The organism is Naumannella huperziae (assembly GCF_054073625.1).
Window position 1 is genome coordinate 1936643 of the sequence record NZ_JBSXPH010000001.1, and the last position, 20146, is coordinate 1956788.

General features: G+C 74.0%; 10 protein-coding genes. 4 read left to right on the forward strand and 6 right to left on the reverse strand.

The window, feature by feature from the left end; genetic code table 11:
* Positions 1-9: 9 nt before the first annotated feature.
* The gene (gene ligD, locus ACXDC7_RS09305; protein ID WP_459221944.1) at positions 10-954 is read right to left on the reverse strand and encodes a non-homologous end-joining DNA ligase; all 945 of its coding nucleotides are present in this window, start codon (positions 952-954) and stop codon (positions 10-12) included.
* A gap of 68 nt (positions 955-1022) precedes the next feature.
* On the opposite strand from ligD, the gene moeB reads away from it, so the two are divergent.
* On the forward strand, positions 1023-2189 hold the full coding sequence (moeB, locus tag ACXDC7_RS09310) for a molybdopterin-synthase adenylyltransferase MoeB (RefSeq protein ID WP_459221945.1): 1167 nt from the start codon (positions 1023-1025) through the stop codon (positions 2187-2189).
* Between the two features lie 94 nt (positions 2190-2283).
* Here the strand turns inward: moeB and ACXDC7_RS09315 are convergent, their stop codons facing one another.
* Positions 2284-2487, reverse strand: a complete 204-nt coding sequence (locus ACXDC7_RS09315) for a cold-shock protein (protein ID WP_179443811.1) — start codon at positions 2485-2487, stop codon at positions 2284-2286.
* Between the two features lie 236 nt (positions 2488-2723).
* On the opposite strand from ACXDC7_RS09315, the gene ACXDC7_RS09320 reads away from it, so the two are divergent.
* From ACXDC7_RS09320 to nudC, 3 genes are read left to right on the forward strand one after another with little or no spacing between them, the layout of a single operon-like run.
* On the forward strand, positions 2724-5948 hold the full coding sequence (locus ACXDC7_RS09320; protein WP_459221946.1) for an ATP-dependent helicase: 3225 nt from the start codon (positions 2724-2726) through the stop codon (positions 5946-5948).
* Positions 5945-9238 carry a UvrD-helicase domain-containing protein gene (locus ACXDC7_RS09325; protein ID WP_459221947.1) on the forward strand — a complete coding sequence of 1098 codons (3294 nt, stop codon included), beginning with the start codon at positions 5945-5947 and terminating at the stop codon, positions 9236-9238. The genes ACXDC7_RS09320 and ACXDC7_RS09325 overlap by 4 nt, the downstream gene beginning before the upstream one ends.
* 11 nt (positions 9239-9249) lie before the next feature.
* The gene (nudC, locus tag ACXDC7_RS09330) at positions 9250-10122 is read left to right on the forward strand and encodes an NAD(+) diphosphatase (RefSeq protein WP_179443808.1); all 873 of its coding nucleotides are present in this window, start codon (positions 9250-9252) and stop codon (positions 10120-10122) included.
* Positions 10123-10193: 71 nt separating this feature from the next.
* Here nudC and ACXDC7_RS09335 read toward each other — a convergent pair whose 3' ends face one another.
* From ACXDC7_RS09335 to recC, 4 genes are all read right to left on the reverse strand, one after another.
* Entirely contained in the window at positions 10194-11213 is a 1020-nt protein-coding gene (locus ACXDC7_RS09335; protein WP_179443807.1) for a magnesium and cobalt transport protein CorA, read from the reverse strand.
* 271 nt (positions 11214-11484) lie between these two features.
* Complete coding sequence (recD, locus tag ACXDC7_RS09340; protein ID WP_459221948.1) at positions 11485-13392, reverse strand: exodeoxyribonuclease V subunit alpha; 1908 nt, start codon at positions 13390-13392, stop codon at positions 11485-11487.
* Positions 13389-16718, reverse strand: a complete 3330-nt coding sequence (locus ACXDC7_RS09345) for a UvrD-helicase domain-containing protein (RefSeq protein WP_459221949.1) — start codon at positions 16716-16718, stop codon at positions 13389-13391. The genes recD and ACXDC7_RS09345 overlap by 4 nt, the downstream gene beginning before the upstream one ends.
* The gene (recC, locus tag ACXDC7_RS09350; protein ID WP_459221950.1) at positions 16715-20071 is read right to left on the reverse strand and encodes an exodeoxyribonuclease V subunit gamma; all 3357 of its coding nucleotides are present in this window, start codon (positions 20069-20071) and stop codon (positions 16715-16717) included. The genes ACXDC7_RS09345 and recC overlap by 4 nt, the downstream gene beginning before the upstream one ends.
* Positions 20072-20146: the final 75 nt, after the last annotated feature.

The following is a 20146-nucleotide window of genomic DNA, read 5'->3' on the forward strand; positions in this document are numbered from 1 at the left end:
CTCGGCAGCCTAGTCGCTCGCGGGTAGTGGTGGCGGGTCGTCGAGCAGCAGGTCCGCGGCGAAGTCGCCGTGCTCGGCGACCCGGGCCAGGACCTCGTCCGGGCCGAATCGCAGCGCATCGGGCGTCTGCACCGCGCCCAACTCGTCCCAGGTCAGCGGGGTTGCCACCCGCGGATGGTCCCCGATCCGCAGCGAGTACGGCGCGACCGTGTTGCGAAAGGTCTGGTTCTGGTTGTAGTCGACGAATATCCGCCCGGCCCGCGCCGACCTGGCCATCTGGTCGACGAACAGGTCCGGCGCGGTGCGGACCAGCTCGGCGGCCAGCCCGCGGACGTAGTCGCGGCTCGCGGTGCCGTCGGCGGGCGCGATCGCGGCGGCCACCTGCAGGCCCTTGCCGCCCGAGGTGCGACAGACCGGCACCAGCCCGTCGCGCGCCAGCAGGCCACCGGCCAGCAGCGCCGCCCGGGCCGATTCGATCATGGTGATCCCCTCGCCGGGGTCCAGGTCGATCACCAACCGGTCGTGCAACGGCAGTGGCGCGTCCGTCGCGCTCTCGGGCAGCCGCAGCCGCCCCGGCCCGGTGGAGGCGAAACGCCACTGCGGGACGTGCAGCTCCAGCGCCGCCAGGTTGGCCAGCCAGACCACCGTCGCGGCGTCGTCGGCGACCACGTAGTCGATCGGCCCGTCGGAGGCCTGCACCGGCCGGACCCGTACCCAGTCCGGCGTACCGGCCGGCGCGTTCTTCTCGTAGAACGTCGGGCCGGCGGCGCCGTCCGGGGCGCGCAGCCGGGTCAGCGGGCGGTCGGCGATGTGCGGCAACAGCACGGGCGCGATGTGCAGGTAGTAGGAGATCACCTCGGCCTTGGTCTGCCCGCTCGGATAGAGCTCCTTGGCCAGGTTGGACAACGCCAGCCGACGACCGTCGATCTCGGTCAGCGTCTCGGAACGGGCCACCGGGCCAGCCTAGGCCCGGGCCGGCGCCGCTGGCGGTCGCGGTTCGCCGGCCCGCGTAGCGTGGGGGCATGGATCCGTTGGTCAGTCCCGGCGCCGAGCTGGAACCCGCCGAGCTCGGACGCTACAGCCGGCACCTGTTGATTCCCGACATCGGGATGGTCGGGCAGCGGCGGCTGAAGAACGCGCGGGTACTGGTGGTCGGTGCGGGCGGGTTGGGCAGCCCCGCGCTGCTCTATCTCGCGGCGGCCGGCGTCGGCACGATCGGCGTGATCGACTTCGACGTCGTCGACGAGTCCAATCTGCAGCGCCAGGTGTTGCACGGGGTGGCCGATGTCGGCCGGTCCAAGGTGGAGTCGGCCGCGTCCCGCCTGGCCGAACTCAACCCCCTGGTCACCGTCCGCACCCATCGCGAGCCGCTGACCGCGGACAACGCGCGGGCGGTCGTCGCCGAGTACGACCTCGTCGTGGACGGGGCCGACAATTTCGCCACCCGCTACCTGGTCAACGATGCGTGCGCGCTCGCCGGGCTGCCCTGTGTCTGGGCCTCGATCTTCCGGTTCGACGGCCAGGTCAGCGTCTTCTGGGCCGGCCACGGCCCCTGCTATCGCTGCATCTATCCCGAGCCGCCGCCGCCGGGCGCGGTCCCCAGTTGCGCCGAGGGCGGCGTATTGGGCGTGCTGCCCGGGGTGATCGGATCGGTCCAGGCCGCCGAGGCGATCAAGCTGATCACCGGTGCCGGCGAGCCGCTGGTCGGCCGGCTGCTGGTCCACGATGCGCTCGGCCAGGACTGGCGTACCCTGCGCGTCGAGGCGGATCCCGGCTGCCCGCTGTGCGGTCCGGACGCGACCATCGACGGCCTGGTCGACTACGGCGAATTCTGCGGTACGCCGGCACCGGGTGACCCCGTCGAGGAGGACGACGGCATCTCCGCCGAGGAGCTTCGCCGGTTGCTCGCCGAGCGCTCGGCCGGACGCGCCGACTTCACCCTGATCGACATCCGGGAGCCGGCCGAGACCGCGGTCTCGCAGATCGCGGGGGCCGAGCTCGTACCCAAGGGCCTGATCGAGGCCGACCCGGACCGGCTGCCGCCCGGGGCGGTGGTGCTGTACTGCCGCTCCGGCGCGCGCTCGGGACAGGTGCGCGAACTGCTGCGTGCCCGGGGCCGCGATGTGGAGCATCTGCGGGGCGGGATCACCGCGTGGGCGGGAGAGATCGAGCCGGGTCTGCCGGTCTGAGCGGACCCGGCGAGGCCGGCAGCCGGACGCAACGACCGCGGGCCCGGAGAAGTCTCCGGACCCGCGGTCGTGTCGTGGTCTGTCGGGGGGTGCCTCAGACGAGGCGGACCGCGTCAGCCTGCGGCCCCTTGTCACCCTGCTTGGTCTCGAACTCGACGCGCTGGCCCTCGTCGAGCGTGCGGAAGCCGCTCGAGTCGATGGCGGTGTAGTGCACGAAAACATCCGGGCCGCCGCCATCGATGGCGATGAACCCATACCCCTTTTCGGCGTTGAACCACTTGACGGTTCCTTGTGCCATGAAACTTCTCTCCTTGCTGATACTGCGAAGGGCGCGGGCGCGCACTCCTAACCACCGCCGAAACGCGTGCCCCCCGGCACAGGAACGTGGAAACTCGCTCTCCCCACCCCACGTCTCGTGGCTCGACACACACTGTCACATGTCGTCCGGCTTGGGAACCGAAGTCCGGCATTTTGTCGGTAAATCTCCTGTTGGCTCGCGCGGGCGCTGTCAGACGCGGGTGCTTGGATGGGTGCGTGAGTGAGAATCGGGCCGGGCCGGCGTGGCGACTGCTGCCCCCGGTGGTGGCGCGCGAGCCCCGACCCGAGCTGGATCCCGACCAGCGCCGGGTCGTCGAGCACGCCACCGGGCCGCTGCTGGTGCTCGCTGGCCCGGGCACCGGCAAGACCACCACGCTGGTCGAGTCGGTGGCGGCCCGGGTGGACGACGGCGCCGATCCTGGATCGATCCTCGTGCTGACCTTCTCCCGGCGCGCGGCCGGCGCCCTGCGCGACCGGATCGCGCGGCGGCTGGACCGGCCCGGCGCCATCCCGCGGGTGCTCACCTTCCACGGGCTGGCGCACGCCCTGGTCCGCCGCTTCGGTCCCGATGACGCGATGCCGCGGCTGCTGACCGCCCCCGAACAGGAGTTCCGCGTCCGCGAACTGCTGTCCGGCCCGGGCGTCGCCGCCGGCTGGCCGGCCGAACTCGCCGCGGCGCTGCCGACGCGGGCATTCGCCGGGCAGGTCCGCGACGTGCTGGCGCGGGCGCGACAGCTCGGCCTGGACCCCGACGATCTGGCCGGCCTGGGCCGCCGCGCCGACCGCGCCGACTGGTCGGCCGCCGGCGCCTTCATGGCCGAGTATCTGGACGTGCTGGATGCCGAGGGCGTCCTCGACTACGCCGAGCTGGTGCACCGCAGTCGGATCCTGCTCGCCGATCCGGCCGTCCGGGAGGCGTTCGCCCGCGAGTTCGGCCAGATCCTGGTCGATGAGTACCAAGACACCGACCCGGCCCAGATCAGGCTGCTGCGCGCACTCGCCGGGGAGCGGCGCAATGTGGTCGCCTTCGGCGATCCCGACCAGTCGGTGTTCGCCTTCCGCGGGGCACACAGTCGCGGAATCCTCGACTTCGGCGCCGACTTCGCCGATCCGGACGGGACGCCGGCGCCGATCCTGGCGCTCGGCACCGGACATCGCCACGGCGCCCGGATCGCCGCCGCCCTCGCCGGCGTCGCGCGCCGGCTGCCGCTGGCCCGCCCGCTGCCGCCGCCGGTCCATGCCGCCCTGCGCGAGCCGGCGCCCGCCCAGGTCACCGACCGGGTGGAGGTGCATACCTGCGCCTCGCCGAGCGCCGAGGCCGAGCACATCGCCGATCTGCTCCGCTCGGCCCACCTGCGCGACGGTCTGGACTGGTCGGAGATGGCGGTGCTGGTCCGCTCCGGGCGCCGGGGCATTCCGCCGCTCGGCCGGGCCCTGCTGGCCGCCGGCGTACCGATCGAGGTGGCCGGCGACGAGATCCCGCTGGCCGCCGAGCCGGCGGTCCGCCCGCTGCTGCTCGGCTGCCAGGTCGTCGCCGCGGGCGGCGTACCCGATGCCGACCAGGCGCATCGCCTGCTGGTCTCCCCGCTGGGCGGGCTGGACAGCCTCGGCGTCCGGCGGCTGGGGCGCGCCCTGCGCTCCGCCGAGCGGGCGGAGCTGGGCGAGGCGGTGCTGCCGGCGCCGTCGGCCGATCTCGTGCACCGAGCACTGGCCGAGCCCGAGCGACTCGATGCGCTGCCCGACGGGCCCGAGGTCCGGGCGGCCCGCGACCTGGCCGGGTTGCTGGCCGATGCGCGGCGCGCCGCGGCCGCCGGGCCGGCCGAGGACGTCGTCTGGGCGCTGTGGTCCGGCACCGATTGGCCGCAGCGGTTGCGCACCGAGGCGCTGGGCGGCGGCGAATCCGCCCGGCGGGCCAATCGCGACCTGGACGCGGTGGTCGCGTTGTTCGACGTCGCCGGTCGGGCGGCGGAGGTCTCCGGCGCGCGGGGCCTGGCGGGTTTCCTCGCCGAGGTGGAGGCACAGCAGATCCCGGCCGACACCCAGCGCGAGGCGGCCGTGCGCGGTTCCGCGGTCCGGCTGCTGACCGCCCACCGGGCCAAGGGCCTCCAGTGGCCGCTGGTGGTCGTCGCCGGGGTGCAGGAGGGGCTGTGGCCCGACCTCCGCGGGCGCGACTCGCTGCTCGAGCCGACCAGGCTCGGTCCCGCGGGACTGCTCGAGCCCGAGCCGGGCAGCGCTCGGCTCGCGGCGGAGCGGCGGCTGTTCCTGGTGGCCTGCAGCCGGGCCGCGCGACGGTTGGTCGTGACCGCCGTGGCCGGCACCGAGGGCGAGGGCGATCAGCCGTCGCGATTCCTGGCCGAGCTCGGCGTACCGGTCCGGGAGCTGGCCGGCCGACCGGCCCGGCCGCTCAATCTCGGCTCGCTCGTCGCCGAGCTGCGCCGGGTCAGCGTCGATCCGGCCGAGCCGCCGGTCCTGCGCGATGCGGCGGCGCAGCGCCTGGCCCGGCTCGCGGAGGCCCGCGACGACGCCGGCCGGCCGCTGGTGCCGATGGCGGACCCGGCGAGCTGGTGGGGGATGGACGAGGCGACGACCGGCGCCCCCCGGGCCGACGACGGCCCGCTCGTGCTGTCCAGCTCCGAGATCGGGGCAGCGCTCGACTGTCCGCGGCGCTGGTTCCTGGCCCGCCGCGCGCGCGGCGAACGCCCGCACGGCAATGCGGCGCTCTTCGGCTCGGTCGTGCACGCGCTGATCGAACACTCCGCCGACGGTGCGGCCGCGCGCGGCCGGCTGGGCGAGCTCGACGCCGTGTGGGACCGACTGTCGTTCGACGCGCACTGGCTGTCGGCGAGCGAGCGCGCCGAGGCGGAGGCGGCGGTGCAGCGGTGGGCCGGCTGGGTCGAGGCGCGTGGGCACCGCACCCTGGTCGGGACCGAGATCGGCTTCGACACCACGGTGCAGTTGGCGCGAGCGGAGCCGGTGCGCCTGCGCGGCCGGGTGGACCGGCTGGAGCTGACCGCCGACGGCCGGCTGTACCTGGTCGACTACAAGACCTCCCGCAGCGCGATCGGCGCGGCCGAGGCCGCCGTCCATGATCAACTGGGGGTCTACCAGTTGGCGGCCGCGGCCGGGGCATTCGAGCGCCGGGCGCCGGGCGTGCGGGGGGTCGCGGGCGGGGAGCTGGTCTTCCTGCGGGTGCAGGCCGCCAAGGTCGACCAGCCCTGGCCCGTCTCGGTCGTCCAGCCGTCCCTGGACGAGGTGCCGCATACCGCGGAGTCCGAGGCCGGCTCGCCGGCCCAGCCGACCTGGGTGCATGCCCGGGTCGCCGAGGCCGCCGGGATCGCCCGCGCCGAGAGCTTTCCCGCGCGCCGCGGCGATGGCTGCCGGCACTGCCCGTTCGCCGGTAGCTGCCCCGCTCTGGCCGCGGGCTCGCGGGTGGTCGCATGAGCGCGATCGACCGGCCCGAACAGGTCGGCGAGTTGCTCGGCATCTCGTTCTCCGACGAGCAACTCGCCGCCATCACCGCGCCGCTGGAGCCCGGCGTGATCATCGCCGGCGCCGGTTCGGGCAAGACGACCGTGATGGCGGCCCGGGTGGTCTGGCTCGTCGGCACCGGTCAGGTACGCCCGGCGCAGGTGCTCGGCCTCACCTTCACCCGCAAGGCCGCCGCCGAGTTGTCCCACCGCGTGCGGCGGGCGCTGGACTCCGCCGGGGTGGTGGACGAGCGCGGCGTCGACGAGGCCGGTGAGCAGGTGATCATGACCTATGACGCCTTCGCCCAGCGGCTGATCAGCGAGCACGGGCTGCGGATCGGCCACGAGGCGGAGCCGCTGATGATCACCGGCGCGTCGCGGTTCCGGCTGGCGTCGCGGGTGGTGGCGGCGGCCGCGGGCCCGTTCGAGTCCATCTCCAGGCTGCAGCCGCGCACCGTGACCGAGCGCGTGTTGCAGCTCGACGCCGAGCTGTCCTCGCACCTGGTCGCGATCGGCGAGCTGGATCGGCACGCGCGCGAGCACCGGGTGGCATTCGCGCAGGCGCCGCAATGGCGCGGCAAGCCCTATGCCGACGTCAGCAGGGCGGAGGCGGTGCTGGCCGAGCGGCTCGAACTGGCCAGCCTGGCCGGTGAGTACGCCGACCTGAAGCAGCGCCGCGGGCTGGTCGAGTTCGCCGACCAGATGGCCACCGCCGCCCGGCTCGCCCGCGAGGTGCCGGCCGTCTCCGCGGCGCTGCGCTCGGCGTACCGGGTCGTGCTGCTCGACGAGTACCAGGACACCTCGGCGGCCCAGGCGTTGATGCTGCGCGGTCTGTTCTCCGGCCCCGACCCGGCAGCGGGCCGGGGCCACCCGGTGACGGCGGTCGGCGATCCGTTCCAGGCGATCTACGGCTGGCGCGGCGCAGCGGCGTCCAACATCATCTCCTTCGCCGAGGACTTCCCGTCCGCCGACGGCGACCGGGCGCAGCGGTTCACCCTGACCGTGAACCGGCGCAGCGGCCCGGCCATCCTCGACGTGGCCAATGCCCTGGCGATCCCGCTGCGGGCAGATCCCCACACCGGCACCGACCTGTCCGACACCGAGCTCCGCGCGCCGCAGGACACCGCGCCGGGCTCGGTCGGCGCCGCGGTGCTGCCCACCTGGCCCGACGAGGTCGCGTGGATCGCCGACCGGATCGCCCGCGCCCGCGCCGGCGCCCGGGTGCTGCGCTGGTCCGACATCGCCGTGCTGGCGCGCCGCAATGCCGACATCGCCGTGGTCTATGCGGCGCTGTGCGATCGTGACGTGCCGGCCGAGATCGTCGGCCTGGGCGGCCTGCTCGAGCTGCCGGAGATCGCCGACGTGATCGCCACCTTGGCCGTGCTCGACGACGTCACGGCGAATCCGGAACTGATCCGGCTGCTCACCGGCCCGCGCTGGCAGATCGGTCCGAGCGACCTCGCGGTGCTCGGCGAGCGGGCACGGGAGCTGGCCGGGGCGCGACCGGCCGGCGAGTCCGATGCCGATGATCTTGCCGCGGCACTGGAGCAGGCGGTCGGGGGGACCGATCCCGCCGAGACCGTCTCCCTGCTCGATGCCGTGCACGACCCGGGCCCCGCGCCGCTCTCGGCGCCGGCCCGGGAACGGCTCGCCCGCCTGGCGGCCGAGCTCACGGCGCTGCGGGCGCACACCGGCGAACCGGTGCTCGACCTGACCCGGCGGGTGATCCGCACCCTCGGCCTGGACGTCGAGCTGGGCGCCGATCCCGATCTCGCGCGATCCGGCCGACGGGACCAGCTCGGCGCCTTCCTGGACGCCGTCGCGAGCTATGTCGATGTCGACGGCGATGCGTCGTTGTCGGGCCTGCTGGCGTGGCTGCGGGCCGAGATCGACACCGGCACCGGCCTGGACCAGGCGGTGCCGTCCGGCGCCGACTCGGTGAAGCTGCTCACCGTGCACAAGGCCAAGGGTCTGGAGTGGGAGCTGGTCTTCCTGCCGGGGCTGGTCGACGATGTGTTCCCCAGCGACCGGGTGACCGGGAACTGGCTGCGGTCCGCCGCAGTGCTGCCCGCGGACCTGCGCGGTGACGCCGCGTCGATCCCGCAACTCACCGAACCGACGAAGCAGGCGATGGGGGAGTACGCCGCCGAACTGCGTGCGGGCCAGCGCCGGTCCGAGGACCGGCTCGCCTATGTGGCCGTCACCCGGGCCCGGAGTTCGTTGATCGGATCGGCCCACCACTGGCGTCCGCAGACCAAGAAGCCGCGCCGGCCTTCGGCGTACTTCGCCGCGATCCGCGACCAGGCCGTCCGCCAGGGGCGGTTGCACAGTGACGCGCCGCCCCCGGCGCCGGGGGAGGAGAATCCGCTCGACCGGCCCGACCGCGCCGTCGCCTGGCCGGCGCCGCTCGACCCGGACAAGCTGCGGCGGCGCCGGGAGGCGGCCGAGGCCGTCGAGCGTGCCCGGCGCGCGACGGCGAGCGGCGCGCCGGCCCGCGAGCATCTGCCGGTGGATGCCGAGCCGCTGCTGCTGGATGCCGAGCCCCTGCTGCTCGATGCCGAGGCGAGGCTGGCCGAATGGGACGCCGACATCGACCAGTTGCTTGCCGAGGCGCGCGCCGCGCGCCGCGGCACGCGGGCGGTTCCCGCGCCGGCCGGCATCTCGGTCACGGGCCTGTTGCGGGCCCACGCCGAGCCCGAATCGTTCGCGGCCGAGCTGGCCCGGCCGATGCCTCGTCCACCGTCGGCGACGGCCCGCTTCGGTACGCGCTTCCACCGCTGGGTCGAACGGTTCGCCGCCCGGCGCCACCAGGCCCAGCCGCCGCTGCTGGACGACGATCCGGACGGTCTGGCCGAACTGATCGACAACGCCGAGCTGGCCCGCCTGGCCGAGCGATTCGCCACCGGCCGCTTCGCCGACCGCGCCCCGCTGGCTCTGGAGCAGCCGTTCGGGCTGCTGCTCGCCGATCGCGTGATCCGGGGCCGGATCGACGCCGTCTACGCCGCCGATCCGCCGCCCGGGGACGACCGGCCGCGCTGGCTGGTCGTCGACTGGAAGACCGGGGACCGGGATGCGACCGACCCGTACCAACTGGCGCTCTACCGGCTCGCCTGGGCCGAGCTGCAGGGCGTCGAGGTCGAGCGCGTCGAGGCGGGTTTCTACTTCGTGCGTACCGATCGGCTGCTCCGCCCGGTGGGGCTGCCCGACCGGGCGGAGCTGGAGCGGATCTTCGGCGGCTCGCGCGGGAGCGGATCGCGCGGGTAGCGTGGGCAGACGTGGAACCTTGGAATTCCGCCAGCCGGCTCGACCGCGTCGACGAGCATCGCGGTTCGGCCGACTGGGTGGCCTGCCAGTGGCGTCAGCCGGACGCGCTGTTGCTGAAGATCGACGAGCACGGGCGGTGTTTCGTCAATGACGACGGTTCGTTGCGGATGACCCGCCCGTTCGTCGAGTTCGATCCCGAACGCCATTTCCTGCTCGGCACCGTCGACGACGCCCCGGTCTTCGCCGTCGAGGCCCTGCCGGACGGTCCGATGGCCTCGTTGCGCGAGATCATCCCCTCCGCCGACGACACCGGCCGCGACATCGCCGTCGCCGGGGTGGCGCTGACGCATTGGCACCGCACCGACCGGCACTGCCCGCACGAGGGCGCGGAGACGACCGTCATCCGGGGCGGTTTCGCCCGGCGCTGCAGCGTCGGCGGCAACGAGATCTTCCCGCGCTCCGATGCGGCCGTGATCGTCGCCATCCGGGACCGGGCCGACCGGCTGCTGCTGGCCCACCAGGCGAGCTGGGATGCCGGCCGGGTGTCGGTGCTGGCCGGTTTCGTGGAGGCCGGCGAGTCGTTCGAGCAGGCCGTGCACCGCGAGATCGCCGAGGAATCCGACGTGACCCTGGACGAGCTGACCTACTTCGGCTCCCAGCCCTGGCCGTTCCCGCGCTCGCTGATGGTGGGCTTCCTCGCCCGGGCAGCGAGCGAGGAGATCACGGTCGACGGCGAGGAGATCGAGTGGGCGCGCTGGTACACCCGCCAGGAGGTACGCGATGCCACCGCGGCGGGGGAGATCAGCCTGCCCGGGTCGGCCAGCATCGCCCGCCGGATGATCGACGCCTGGCTCACCGCGAAGGCGCCCGCGATCGCCCGCTGAGCCGGGCCGGCGCCGCGCGTCAAGAACGCGTGATCATGGTTCGAGGCGGCGCCTCGTGATCATGGTCACGGTCAGATCCAGCGTCGGTGGCGGAAGACGATGAACAAGCTGATGCAGACCAGCGCCATCAGGCCGAGCGCGAACGGGTAGCCGTAGGTCCAGCCCAGCTCCGGCATGATCTCGAAGTTCATCCCGTAGATCGTGCCGACCAGGGTCGGCGCGAACAAGATGGCGCCCCAGCCGGAGATGCGCTTGACCTCCTCGTTCTGTCGCAGATTGACCTCGGTGGCGCGCTGCATCTCCTCGTTCTGACGCTCGGCGACCAGCGTGGAGTTCACCGTCAGGATGTTCTGCAACAGCCCGCGAGCCTGGTCGAGTCGCTCCACCACGCGGAGCAGGTGATCCTCCACATCGCGCAGGCTGCGCCGCAACTCCTCGTCCACGCCGTACTTGTCGAAGCCGATGGTCAGCGAGCGCAACATCGCGATCATCGGCCGGGTGGCCCGCTGGAACTCCACCACCTCGCGGGACAGCTCATAGATCCGCCGCGAGACGGAGCTGTCGCCGGCGAAGACCTGGTACTCGATCTCCTCGATGTCGTGCTCAAGGCCGTCGACGACCGGTACGTACTCGTCGACCACCTGGTCGAGAACGGCGTACAACACGGCCTCCGGCCCGAGCTGCAGCAGCTCGGGATGCTGCTCCATCCGCCGCCGGACGCACTGCAGCTTCGGCGACTCCGCATGCCGCACCGTGATCACGAAGTCGGGTCCGGTGAACACGTGCAGCTCGCCGAACTCCACGCGCTCCTCGGCGTCGATGTAGCGCGCCGGCCGCAGCACGGTGAACAGCACGTCGTCGTAGCGCTCCAGCTTGGGTCGCTGGTGCGCGGTCACCGTGTCCTCCACGGCGAGCTCGTGCAGCGAGAACCGCTCGGCGAGCGAGGCGATCTCGGCCTCGTTGGGGCGGTACAGGCCGATCCAGGCCAGCCCGCCCCCCTCACGCAGGGCACGGTAGGTCTGCTCGGGGTCGGCCAGTTCGATCTTGTGGCCTCCGTCGCGATAGACGGCATTCTGGACGATGGGCGCCATGGCGGGCTCCGGTTCGGTTTCGCGCGGCCGGCCGGACGCGGGCCGCAGGTGATCGGGGACGAGACGACTCGCCGCGAGACCGACCGGCGGGGGTCAGCGTCGCGGCGAGTGACTACTACTGACGTCGTCGCTCACCGCGCTCACCTCCCTCAAGATCAACGCGCACCGTCCGTACGCGATGCGGGCGCCCGCCGCGGGGCGCCGTTCGGGTTCAATCCTGCCAGTTGGGCGACGCGGGCGCCAACCGGCCGCCGTCCGCCGACGCGGCCGGTCAACCGAGGCGCTCGCGCAGCCCGGATGCCCGGTTCGCCGGTCGCTCGATGGCGCGCCTGATCGCCTCCGCGCTGCCGATCACCTCGACATGATCACTCGCCCGGGTGATCCCGGTGTAGAACAGCTCGCGGGTCAACAGGGGCGAGTCCGGCGCCGGAACGATCATGGTCAGCGCGGTGAACTGGCTGCCTTGGGCCTTGTGCACCGTCATCGCGTGCACGGTCTCCGTCGCGTCGAGCTGCAGCGGGGAGACCAGGGTGGCCCGGCCCCCCCGCGCGAACGCGCCGCGCGGGCCCGCGGGTGTGTTCACCACCACGCCGGTGTCGCCGTTGTAGAGGCCAGCCTCCGGATCGTTGCGGGTGATCATCAACGGGCGGCCCAGATACCACTCGCCCTCGCTGCCGTAGTCGGTGATCTGTTCGGCGAGCCAGCCCTCGACGATCCGGCTCCAGCGGGCCACGCCGAACGGGCCACCCCGGTGTGCGCAGAGGACCCGGTGCCGATCCAGCGCGGCCAGCGCCGCCTCGGCGTCACCGGCGCGCGCCGCGGCAACCAGCGCCCGGCCCGATTCGATCACCCGCTCGCGGACGCCGGTCAGCAGCGCCGTGCCCAGCAGCTCGCCGGCCGGCCGGTCGGTCTCGACGAAGGCCAGTCGGTCGGTGCCGGAGCGCAGGCGGGTGAGCGCCGCCTCCGCGTCACCGGCCCGGACGGCCCGGGCGAGCTCGTCGATGCCGCCGTCGAAGCGCCAGGTGTGCTCGAGCGTGACCTGTCCGGGGACGATCTCGGCCGCCGGCCGGTCGGCTGCCTCGGCGACCCGGGCCCGCAGTTGCGGCGAAGCCGCCGGCCTGGCCGCGGTGATGTCAGCGAGCACGGCGCCGGCCTCGACCGACGCCAGCTGGTCGGGGTCGCCGACGAGAATCAGCCGGGCATCGCGCCTGGCGGCGGTGAGCAACCGGTTCATCATGGTCAGCGAGACCATGGACATCTCGTCGATCACCACGACGTCGTGTGGCAACGGGTTGCCCTCGTGGTGGCGCATCCGGGTCGAGCGGTAGCGCGCGCCGAGCAGCGTGTGCAAGGTGGTGGCCCGGAGGCCGGTAAGTGCGCCGGACACCGCGTCGAACGGCGCCGGCAGCTCGCCGGCGGCTCGGCGTACCGCCTCCTCCAGTCGCGCGGCCGCCTTGCCCGTCGGTGCGGCCAGCGCGATCCGGGGCGTGCGGGGGGCGAGGCGGTGCAGCAGCGCGAGGATCCGCGCCACGGTCGTGGTCTTGCCGGTGCCGGGGCCACCGCCGATCACCGTCACCCGACCGAGCAGGCTCATCGCGGCTGCCAACCGCTGTTGATCGGGTACGCCGTCCGGCAGCCCCGAGCCGTCGAACAGCGTGTCCAGCCCCGCACGAAGCTCGCCCGGGTCCAGATCGGCGGCGGGCGCGATCCAGCGATCGGTGAGCTCGCGGCGGACGCGGTCCTCCTGGCGCCAGTAGCGATCGAGGTACAGCCGCGTCCCGTCCAGCCGCAACGGGCGCCCGCCCGGTGCGCTCGCGCCGTCGGCGACGAGGTCGGAGGCACGCAGCGCGGCCAGCCAGCCGGCCGGCTCGGGCCACGGCAGCTCCGCGGTGGCGATCGACTGTTCGGTCGCCTCGCCCGGTGCGGCGCCGGGCGCCGGCTCGGTCTCGAAAACGTCGCCGTGCACCAGCTCGGGGTCGATGCACACCGACCCGCCCTCGAGCGCGCGGACGGTCAGGGCGAGCGCCAGCAGGACCCGCTCGTCGAGCTTGCCGCCGGTGCCCTCGTGCAACTGGCCGATCCGCAGCGCGGCATGGACGTCGGCGGCCCGCAACACCCCAACCGCATTGAAGGGAGCCAGCAGGCCGGTCGCGCCGGCGACCAGATCGCGGGTGATCATGGCCGCCTCCCGTGCAGCAACTCCGACAACTCCATGATCAACTCCGCCGGCGGATGCCAGGCGAAGACGCCGCACGGCGTACCGTCGATCACCGGTGTGGCCGGGCCGGCCATCCCGCGCACGAACAGATAGAGCACGCCGCCGAGATGATCATCGGGCCGGTAGTCCGCCAGCCGCCAACGCAGGAAGCGGTGCAACGCGACGCAGTAGAGCAGTGCCTGCAGTGGATAGTGGGCCGCCATCATCGCGCCGGCCATCGCCTGTGGCGCGTAGTGCCCGACGGTCAGCGGCTCGCCGGGCGCCGAGCCGAGCCAGTTGGTTTTGTAGTCGACGACGAAGTGACGCGGCGTGCCGGCGTCGGTGGCGCGCAGGACCGCGTCGATCGACCCGGTCAGCCAGCCGCGCAGGGACTCCTCGGCGACCAGCGGCGCGTCGAGCAGATCGGGATAGGGCGCCAGTGGGTCATCGGCCGGCAGATGGCGGCGCAACAGCGCGGCGATGTCGCCGACCACCCCCGAGGCGCCCGGGCGATCACCGCCGCCCAGCGGATACTCGAAGTCGAGCTCGGCCAGCCGGTCGGCCGGCGCGAAGTCGGCCAGGGTGCGGTTGCCGGCCAGCGGGCCGAGCGGGGTGGCCAGTACCGGCTGCAGTGCGGCGGCCAGCTCCTCGGCGCCGACGCCGGCCAGCGGCAGCCGGGTCAATTGCTCCCGGGCCGCGGCGAGGACGGCGGCGGAGAGGTCCGGGGCCGTCGTGTCGACGCGCTCGAGGATCTCGTGGACGAGCGTGCCGAAGGCGGTCCCGGAGACCAGGCCCGCCATCGGCGACGGCAGGGCCAGGTCGGCATCGGCGAGCTGGGGGCCAGTACGGGTCGGCAGCGCTTCGCCGTCGGCGCCCGGCTCGTCGTCCTCGCGGGCAGCGGGCTCGCTGTCGGCTGCCCCGCCCAGGGCGAGCGCCGGCGACGCCGGCTCGGGATGCGCCGCATCGTGGGCCCGCGCGGTGAGTCCCGAGTAGGACGTGCGGCGCCAGGTCAGGTCCAGCTCCCGGTCGAAGACGCGGGCGAACAGCCGCCCGGGAATCGGCGGTCGGGTCAATTGCGGCGGGTCACCGGCCTCGTCCGGGACCAGCTCGGAGACCGCGAAGCCGGGGGCGGTGCCCGGGTCGACGCCGGGCCGCGCCCGGTCCGGCGGCACCGGTCCGGTGCGCTGCAGGAGGCGGTGCAACGGTGCCTCGGGGGAGACCCGGTCGTGCCACGCCCACCAGGCGATGATCATCCGGCTGGCCCGGGTCAGCGCCACATAGGCCTTGCGCAGGGCGTCCGCGCGATCCTCCTCGGCCCGCCCGGGGTGCGGTCCGGTGCGCGGGACGACATCGAGCACCCGCCGGCCGCTCTCGTCGTAGCGGACCTGCGGCCCGCGCACGGGCGGGCTGGCCGACCGCCACAGATCGGGCAGCAGCACCACCGGGAACTCCAGCCCCTTGGCCGCATGCACCGTCATCACCTGCACCGCGTGGGCGTCCGTGTCGAGGCGGCGGGCGCGCTTCTCTGAGCGCTGGTCGGCATCGGCCAGTTGTTCGCCGAGCCACTCGATCAGTCCGGCGACGCCGAGCTGGCGCGCGCGCTGGGCGGCATGCAGGTCCTGGCCGATCTGGCGTAGGTCGGTCAGTCGGCGCTCGCCGCCGCGCACGCCGAGCAGCCGCTCCGCGAGCCCGGCCTCGCCCAGCGCCTCGACCAGCGCGGCCACGCCGTGGCCGGCGAGCACCCGCCGCCAACCCCGGATCCGCGCGGTCCACTCGGCGAGTCGCGCCTCGTCCGCGCCCGCCAGCTCGGCGAGCGTCCAGCCGCCGAACACCGTCAGCGCAGCCCGGCGGATCCTGGCCGGCCGGGGTTGGGCCAGCGCCTCCAGCAGGACCAGCCAGTCCCGGGCCTCGGGGCTGCGATAGACGCTCCCGGCGCCCACCCGCACGACGGGTACGCCGGCCCGGGCCAGCGCCTCGGTCACGGTGTCGGCGACCCGGTGGGTCTGGGTCAGCACCGCGATGTCGCTGGCGGCCAGCGGGCGGTCGGCAGCCTCGGGTCCGGGACCCGCCGCCCCCGGCGGCGGCTGGTCTGCCAGCGTCGGGGGATCGGCGAGCAGGGCGGTGACCTGTCGGGTCAGGTCCGCGACGATCGCGGTCTGCAGCGTTCCCACCCGCGGGCGACGCTCCCCGGCGGGCAGCACGCGCAGCCGCAGCGGCTCGGTGACGGCCAGCCGAGGGGCGGTATGGGCGGCCGCGACCTCGCGTACCGCGATGTCGGGATGGCCGAGCTCGGCGCCGGCAGACAACTGCCCGAGCCCGTCGACCAGCCGTGCGTCGCTGCGCCAGTTGGTGCCGAGCGTGGCCACCGCACCGGTCTGCCGGACCGCGCGCAGATAGCTGTTCACGTCGGCACCGCGGAACCCGTAGATCGCCTGCTTCGGGTCGCCGATCAGGACCAGCGTCGAGGCCCCGTCGAAGGCGGTGGCGAGGATCTCCCACTGCACGGGATCGGTGTCCTGGAACTCGTCGACCAGGACCACCGGGAACTGGGCGGCGAGCCGCTCCCTCGCCGCCGGCTCGTCGCGCAGTGCATCGGCCAACCGCTGCTGTTGATCATGGAAGGTGTAGCGGCCGAGCCGGCGCTTGCGCCGCTCCACCTCCGCCCGCACGCCGCGGGCGAAGCGGCTGCGCGGCGAGTCGTCGTCCGGCGCGATGGCGGCATCGGCGTACTCCACGACCCGGGCGGCGATGTCGCGCGCCTCCGCCCAGCCGAAGGCCGGGCGGTCGGCATCGGCATAGGCGCGCAGGTAGAAGTCGGCGGCCACCTCGCGGGCCAGGTCGGACAGGTCCTCCACCAGCACGTCGTCGCGACCGTGATCGACGAGCACGCCGAGCCCGGCAAGCATCCGTTGGCAGAACTCGTGGGTGGTCGCGATGGTCGCGGCGTCGAGCTCGGTCAGCGCGCGGGCGATCCGGTCGCGCCGGGCGCGCAGCTCCTCCGGTGTGGTGGCGGCCAGCAGGCGGTCGACCGGGTCGGGCAGCGACGCGGCGGGGTCGGCGAGACGTGCCGACAGCGCTGCCTCCGTGGCGACCAGCCGGCCGCGGATCCGGTTGCGCAACTCCTGGGTGGCCTGCCGGCTGAAGGTGATCATCATCAACTGGTCGAGTCCGACGACCCCCTCGGCGAGGTAGCGGGCCGCCAGTGCGGCGATGGTCCAGGTCTTGCCCGTTCCGGCGGAGGCCTCGAGCACGATGGTGCCGCTCGGCAGCGGGCCGACGGGATCGAAGGTGGGCAGGTCGCCGCTCATCCGCTCGCCTCCGCGTCCAACAGCGGCTGCCAGACCCGGCGGGCCAGGGCCCGCATCCGCCGCGACTCGCGGGCCCCCGGCTCGCTGTTGCCGGCATCCTCGCGGCCGGCCCGGGGCCGTTCGAGATCGCCCAGCTCGGCGTACCACCGGGTCCAGATCTCATCGGCGTCGCGCTCCCAGGCATGGCGCAGGTCGTCGGGGCCCGGTTCGCGGCCGGTGTGGGCGATCTCGGCATAGGTCGCGGCCGTCGTCAGCGGCAGCGGCAGCGGCGCGCGCAGACCGAGATCGCGCACGATCAGCAGGTCGTGCAACCGGGCCCGGGCATCGGCCCGCGCGACCGGACCGAGGACGGTACGCGAACCCGACTTCGCGATGATCACCGAGCGCCAGGGCCGACCCGGCTCGGCCACGGTCAACGCGAGCAGCCGCAGCCAGGCGACGATCCGATGCCTGGCACCGAGCCCGGAGAAGGTGACCTCGACGATGTCGTTGCCCCGCACGCCGGGGATCACGCCGAACACCTGCCGCTCACCGACGGCGGCCAGCACCTGGTGGCTGCTGGCGGGCAACTGGGCGAGATCGAGCGCGGCGTCGCGGACCTTGATCACGTCGCGGCGCAACCGGTCCAGTTGCGGTGCGCCGAGATTGCGCGGGGGGACGGCGCCGCTGCGCCATTCCGCCGCGACGACGCGGTCCGGATCCGACCCGGCCAGCGCGGCGGTCAGCATCCGATCCCCGATCTGCCACAGGGCGAGCCCGTCCAGCTCGACGGGGATCTCGTCCGGCGGCGGGTCGTCCTGCGCCCACAGCGAGAGCCCCGCCCGCTGTCGCAGGAACTCCCGCGCGGGGTGGGTGTAGAACGCGGTCAGGTCCGACAGTTCGACCATCGCCGCGGGGTCGGTCCGGGCGAGCCCGGTCGCGCGCCAGGGATCGATCGGTTCGCGTGGTGGCGCCGCCGCGGCCCGCGCGCCGGTCAGTGCCAGGGCATCGAAGCTCAGCGGTTCGGGCTCGCGGAAGTTGTCCGGCGCGAACGGCTGCAGCGGATGATCGGTGGTGATCGCGGCCAGCCCGTCGGGGCCGATCATGGTCTGCAGCGCATCGGTCAGCTCCTGCACCGGGATCGCCGGCTCGCGGCGCTCACCGGTGCGTTCGGAGGTGCCGGAGTGGATGATCATCAGATGCTGGCGGGTGGCCATGATCGCATCCAGCAGCAGTTGCCGGTCCTCGCTGCGCGGGTCGCGATCACCGACCCACGGGTCGAGCGCGAGCAGATCGTCGCCGTCGGGGGTGACCGTGCGGGGGAAGCGGTCGGAATCCATGCCGAGCAGGCACACCACCCGGTGCGGCACCGAACGCATCGGGGTCAGGGTGCACATCGTCAGGCTGCCCGTGCGGAAGTTCGCCCGGCTCGGCCGGCCGCGGAAGGCGTCGGCCAGCATGGCCGAGACATCGGACGGCGTGAGTTCGCTGGTCGATGCCTCGCCCGGCGGCGCGAGCTCGGCCAGGGTCGCATGCGCATGCGCGAGCTGCCAGGACTCCGCCGACGGCACCGCGCTGACCTGCTCCAGCGCATCGCGCAGCGCGGCGACCCAGCCGGCGGCATCGTGCGGGCGCGCCAGCTCGGCACAGATCCGGCGCAGCCGGGCGAGCAGCTCGGCCAGCCGGCCGATCAGGGCCACGTCCGAGGAATCCACATCGCCCAGGGGCAGGGCCGTGCCGAGGAAATGCTGCCCGTCGGCATCCATAGCGATGCCGAGCAGCATCCGGTCCAGGCCCGCCTGCCAGGTGTTCTGGCCGAAGCCGCCCATCGCGAACCGCGACCGGTGCCCCGCGTCCAGCCCCCAGCGCACGCCGGCCCCCTCGGCCAGTTCGGCGAGCCGTTCGAGGTCGTCGGGCGTGAAGCCGAAGGCCCGGGCCACCGGCGGCTGCGCGCACAGGTCGAGCACCTGCGACAGGCCCGCCCGCGCATCGGCCAGGGCGAGCAGCTCCGCCAGTACCGCGAGCAGCGGATTCAGTTGCACCAGCGACCGGTCGGCCAGCCGAACCCGCAACTGGTGGCCGGGATGATCACCGGGCCCGTCGGCCAGCCCGAACGTGGCCGAGATCAGCGGCGCGAAGGTCTCGATGTCGGGGCACATCACCACGATGTCGCGCGGCTGCAGCGTCGGGTCGTCGGCGAGCAGCCCGAGCAGGGCCTCGCGCAACACCTCCACCTGCCGGTCGGGGCCGTGTGAGCGGTGGATGGCGATGCTGGTGTCCGCGACCGCACCGGGGGAGGGGGCCCGGTCCGCCCGAAGGTCCGCCTGCAGCCGGCCGAGCAGCGTTTCCGATGCGTCGCCCGCCGGGAAATCGGGCGTCAGGAGATCGGGGACAGGAGGATCAGGGACAGGGGGATCGGGGACAGGGAGATCGTGCGCGAGCGGTACGCCGGTGCTGGTGGCGAGCCGCAACTGCAGCTCGCGCGCATCGCGGCCGAGGCGGTTGACCAGCGGATTGCGCACCACCCGCCAGGAGTCGTCGGCGGCCCGGGGGCCGGCCGGGCGCGGGCCGAGCTCGGCGATCGCGCGCCAGGCGGCGGGCGAGGCGTGCGGGGTGAACAGGTGCACCGCGCGATGGGCGGCCAGCGCGTCGATCACCGCGAGCTGATCGGTGCTCAGCCGCGTCGGCCCGAAGATCGCCAGCCGCTGCGGCAACCCCGCACGGGCGGGCTTGGCGCGCAGCGCGGCCACGGCGTCGGTGAGGCGTTGCACCGGGTCCGGCGCCTGCGCCAGCTCGGCGGCCAGCCGGAACAGCCGCGGCTGCCAGACCCGATCGGCCGGCAGCGGCGTACCGTCCGCCGCCGCGTCCGCCCCGTCCCGCCAGCGCCGGATCAGCTCGGGTCGCTGCGCGGCATAACCGCGGAACAGGCCGGCGATCCGGTCGGCGGTCGCCCAGGCCCGCCCGCCGGGATTCTGCTTCGGCCAGGCGTGCCGTTGCACCGTGCCGAACCAGTCCTCCTCGCGGGCGGCAAGCATCGCCTGCAACACCAGCCACGGCAGCCGATCGCTCGCCCACGGGTCGTCGGCGCCGGCGCCCGCATCGACGGCTCCGGTGATCAACTTCTCCAGCGACCGGTAGTCGATGCCGGCGGCGACGCCGTCGCCTGCCGGCCCGGCACCGAGCCGGGCGGCGAGGGTCTGGGACAACCAGCGCTCCACCCCGGGCGACGGCACGCTCACCACCTCGAACGCGAACGGGTCGGGGAGTGGGTCGACCAGGAGGTCGGCCAGCACGCCCGCCAGCACCGTCGGATCGGGTCCGTGATGGATGAACAGACCGGGGCGCTGCGGCCGGTCGGGCGCTGGCTGGGACATCGCGGACCACCCTAGGCGAGCGGTCCGACAGTCGTGTCGTGGTGCGTCGCGGCGCCGGGGCGTCGGAGCCGGCGC

Excerpts from the sequence above, each read along its gene's own strand:
- moeB (WP_459221945.1), top strand. The coding sequence starts at position 1,023 with ATGGATCCGTTGGTCAGTCCCGGCGCCGAGCTGGAACCCGCCGAGCTC.
- ACXDC7_RS09315 (WP_179443811.1), bottom strand. The coding sequence starts at position 2,487 with ATGGCACAAGGAACCGTCAAGTGGTTCAACGCCGAAAAGGGGTATGGG.
- ACXDC7_RS09325 (WP_459221947.1), top strand. The coding sequence starts at position 5,945 with ATGAGCGCGATCGACCGGCCCGAACAGGTCGGCGAGTTGCTCGGCATC.
- ACXDC7_RS09335 (WP_179443807.1), bottom strand. The coding sequence starts at position 11,213 with ATGGCGCCCATCGTCCAGAATGCCGTCTATCGCGACGGAGGCCACAAG.
- recD (WP_459221948.1), bottom strand. The coding sequence starts at position 13,392 with ATGATCACCCGCGATCTGGTCGCCGGCGCGACCGGCCTGCTGGCTCCC.
- ACXDC7_RS09345 (WP_459221949.1), bottom strand. The coding sequence starts at position 16,718 with ATGAGCGGCGACCTGCCCACCTTCGATCCCGTCGGCCCGCTGCCGAGC.
- recC (WP_459221950.1), bottom strand. The coding sequence starts at position 20,071 with ATGTCCCAGCCAGCGCCCGACCGGCCGCAGCGCCCCGGTCTGTTCATC.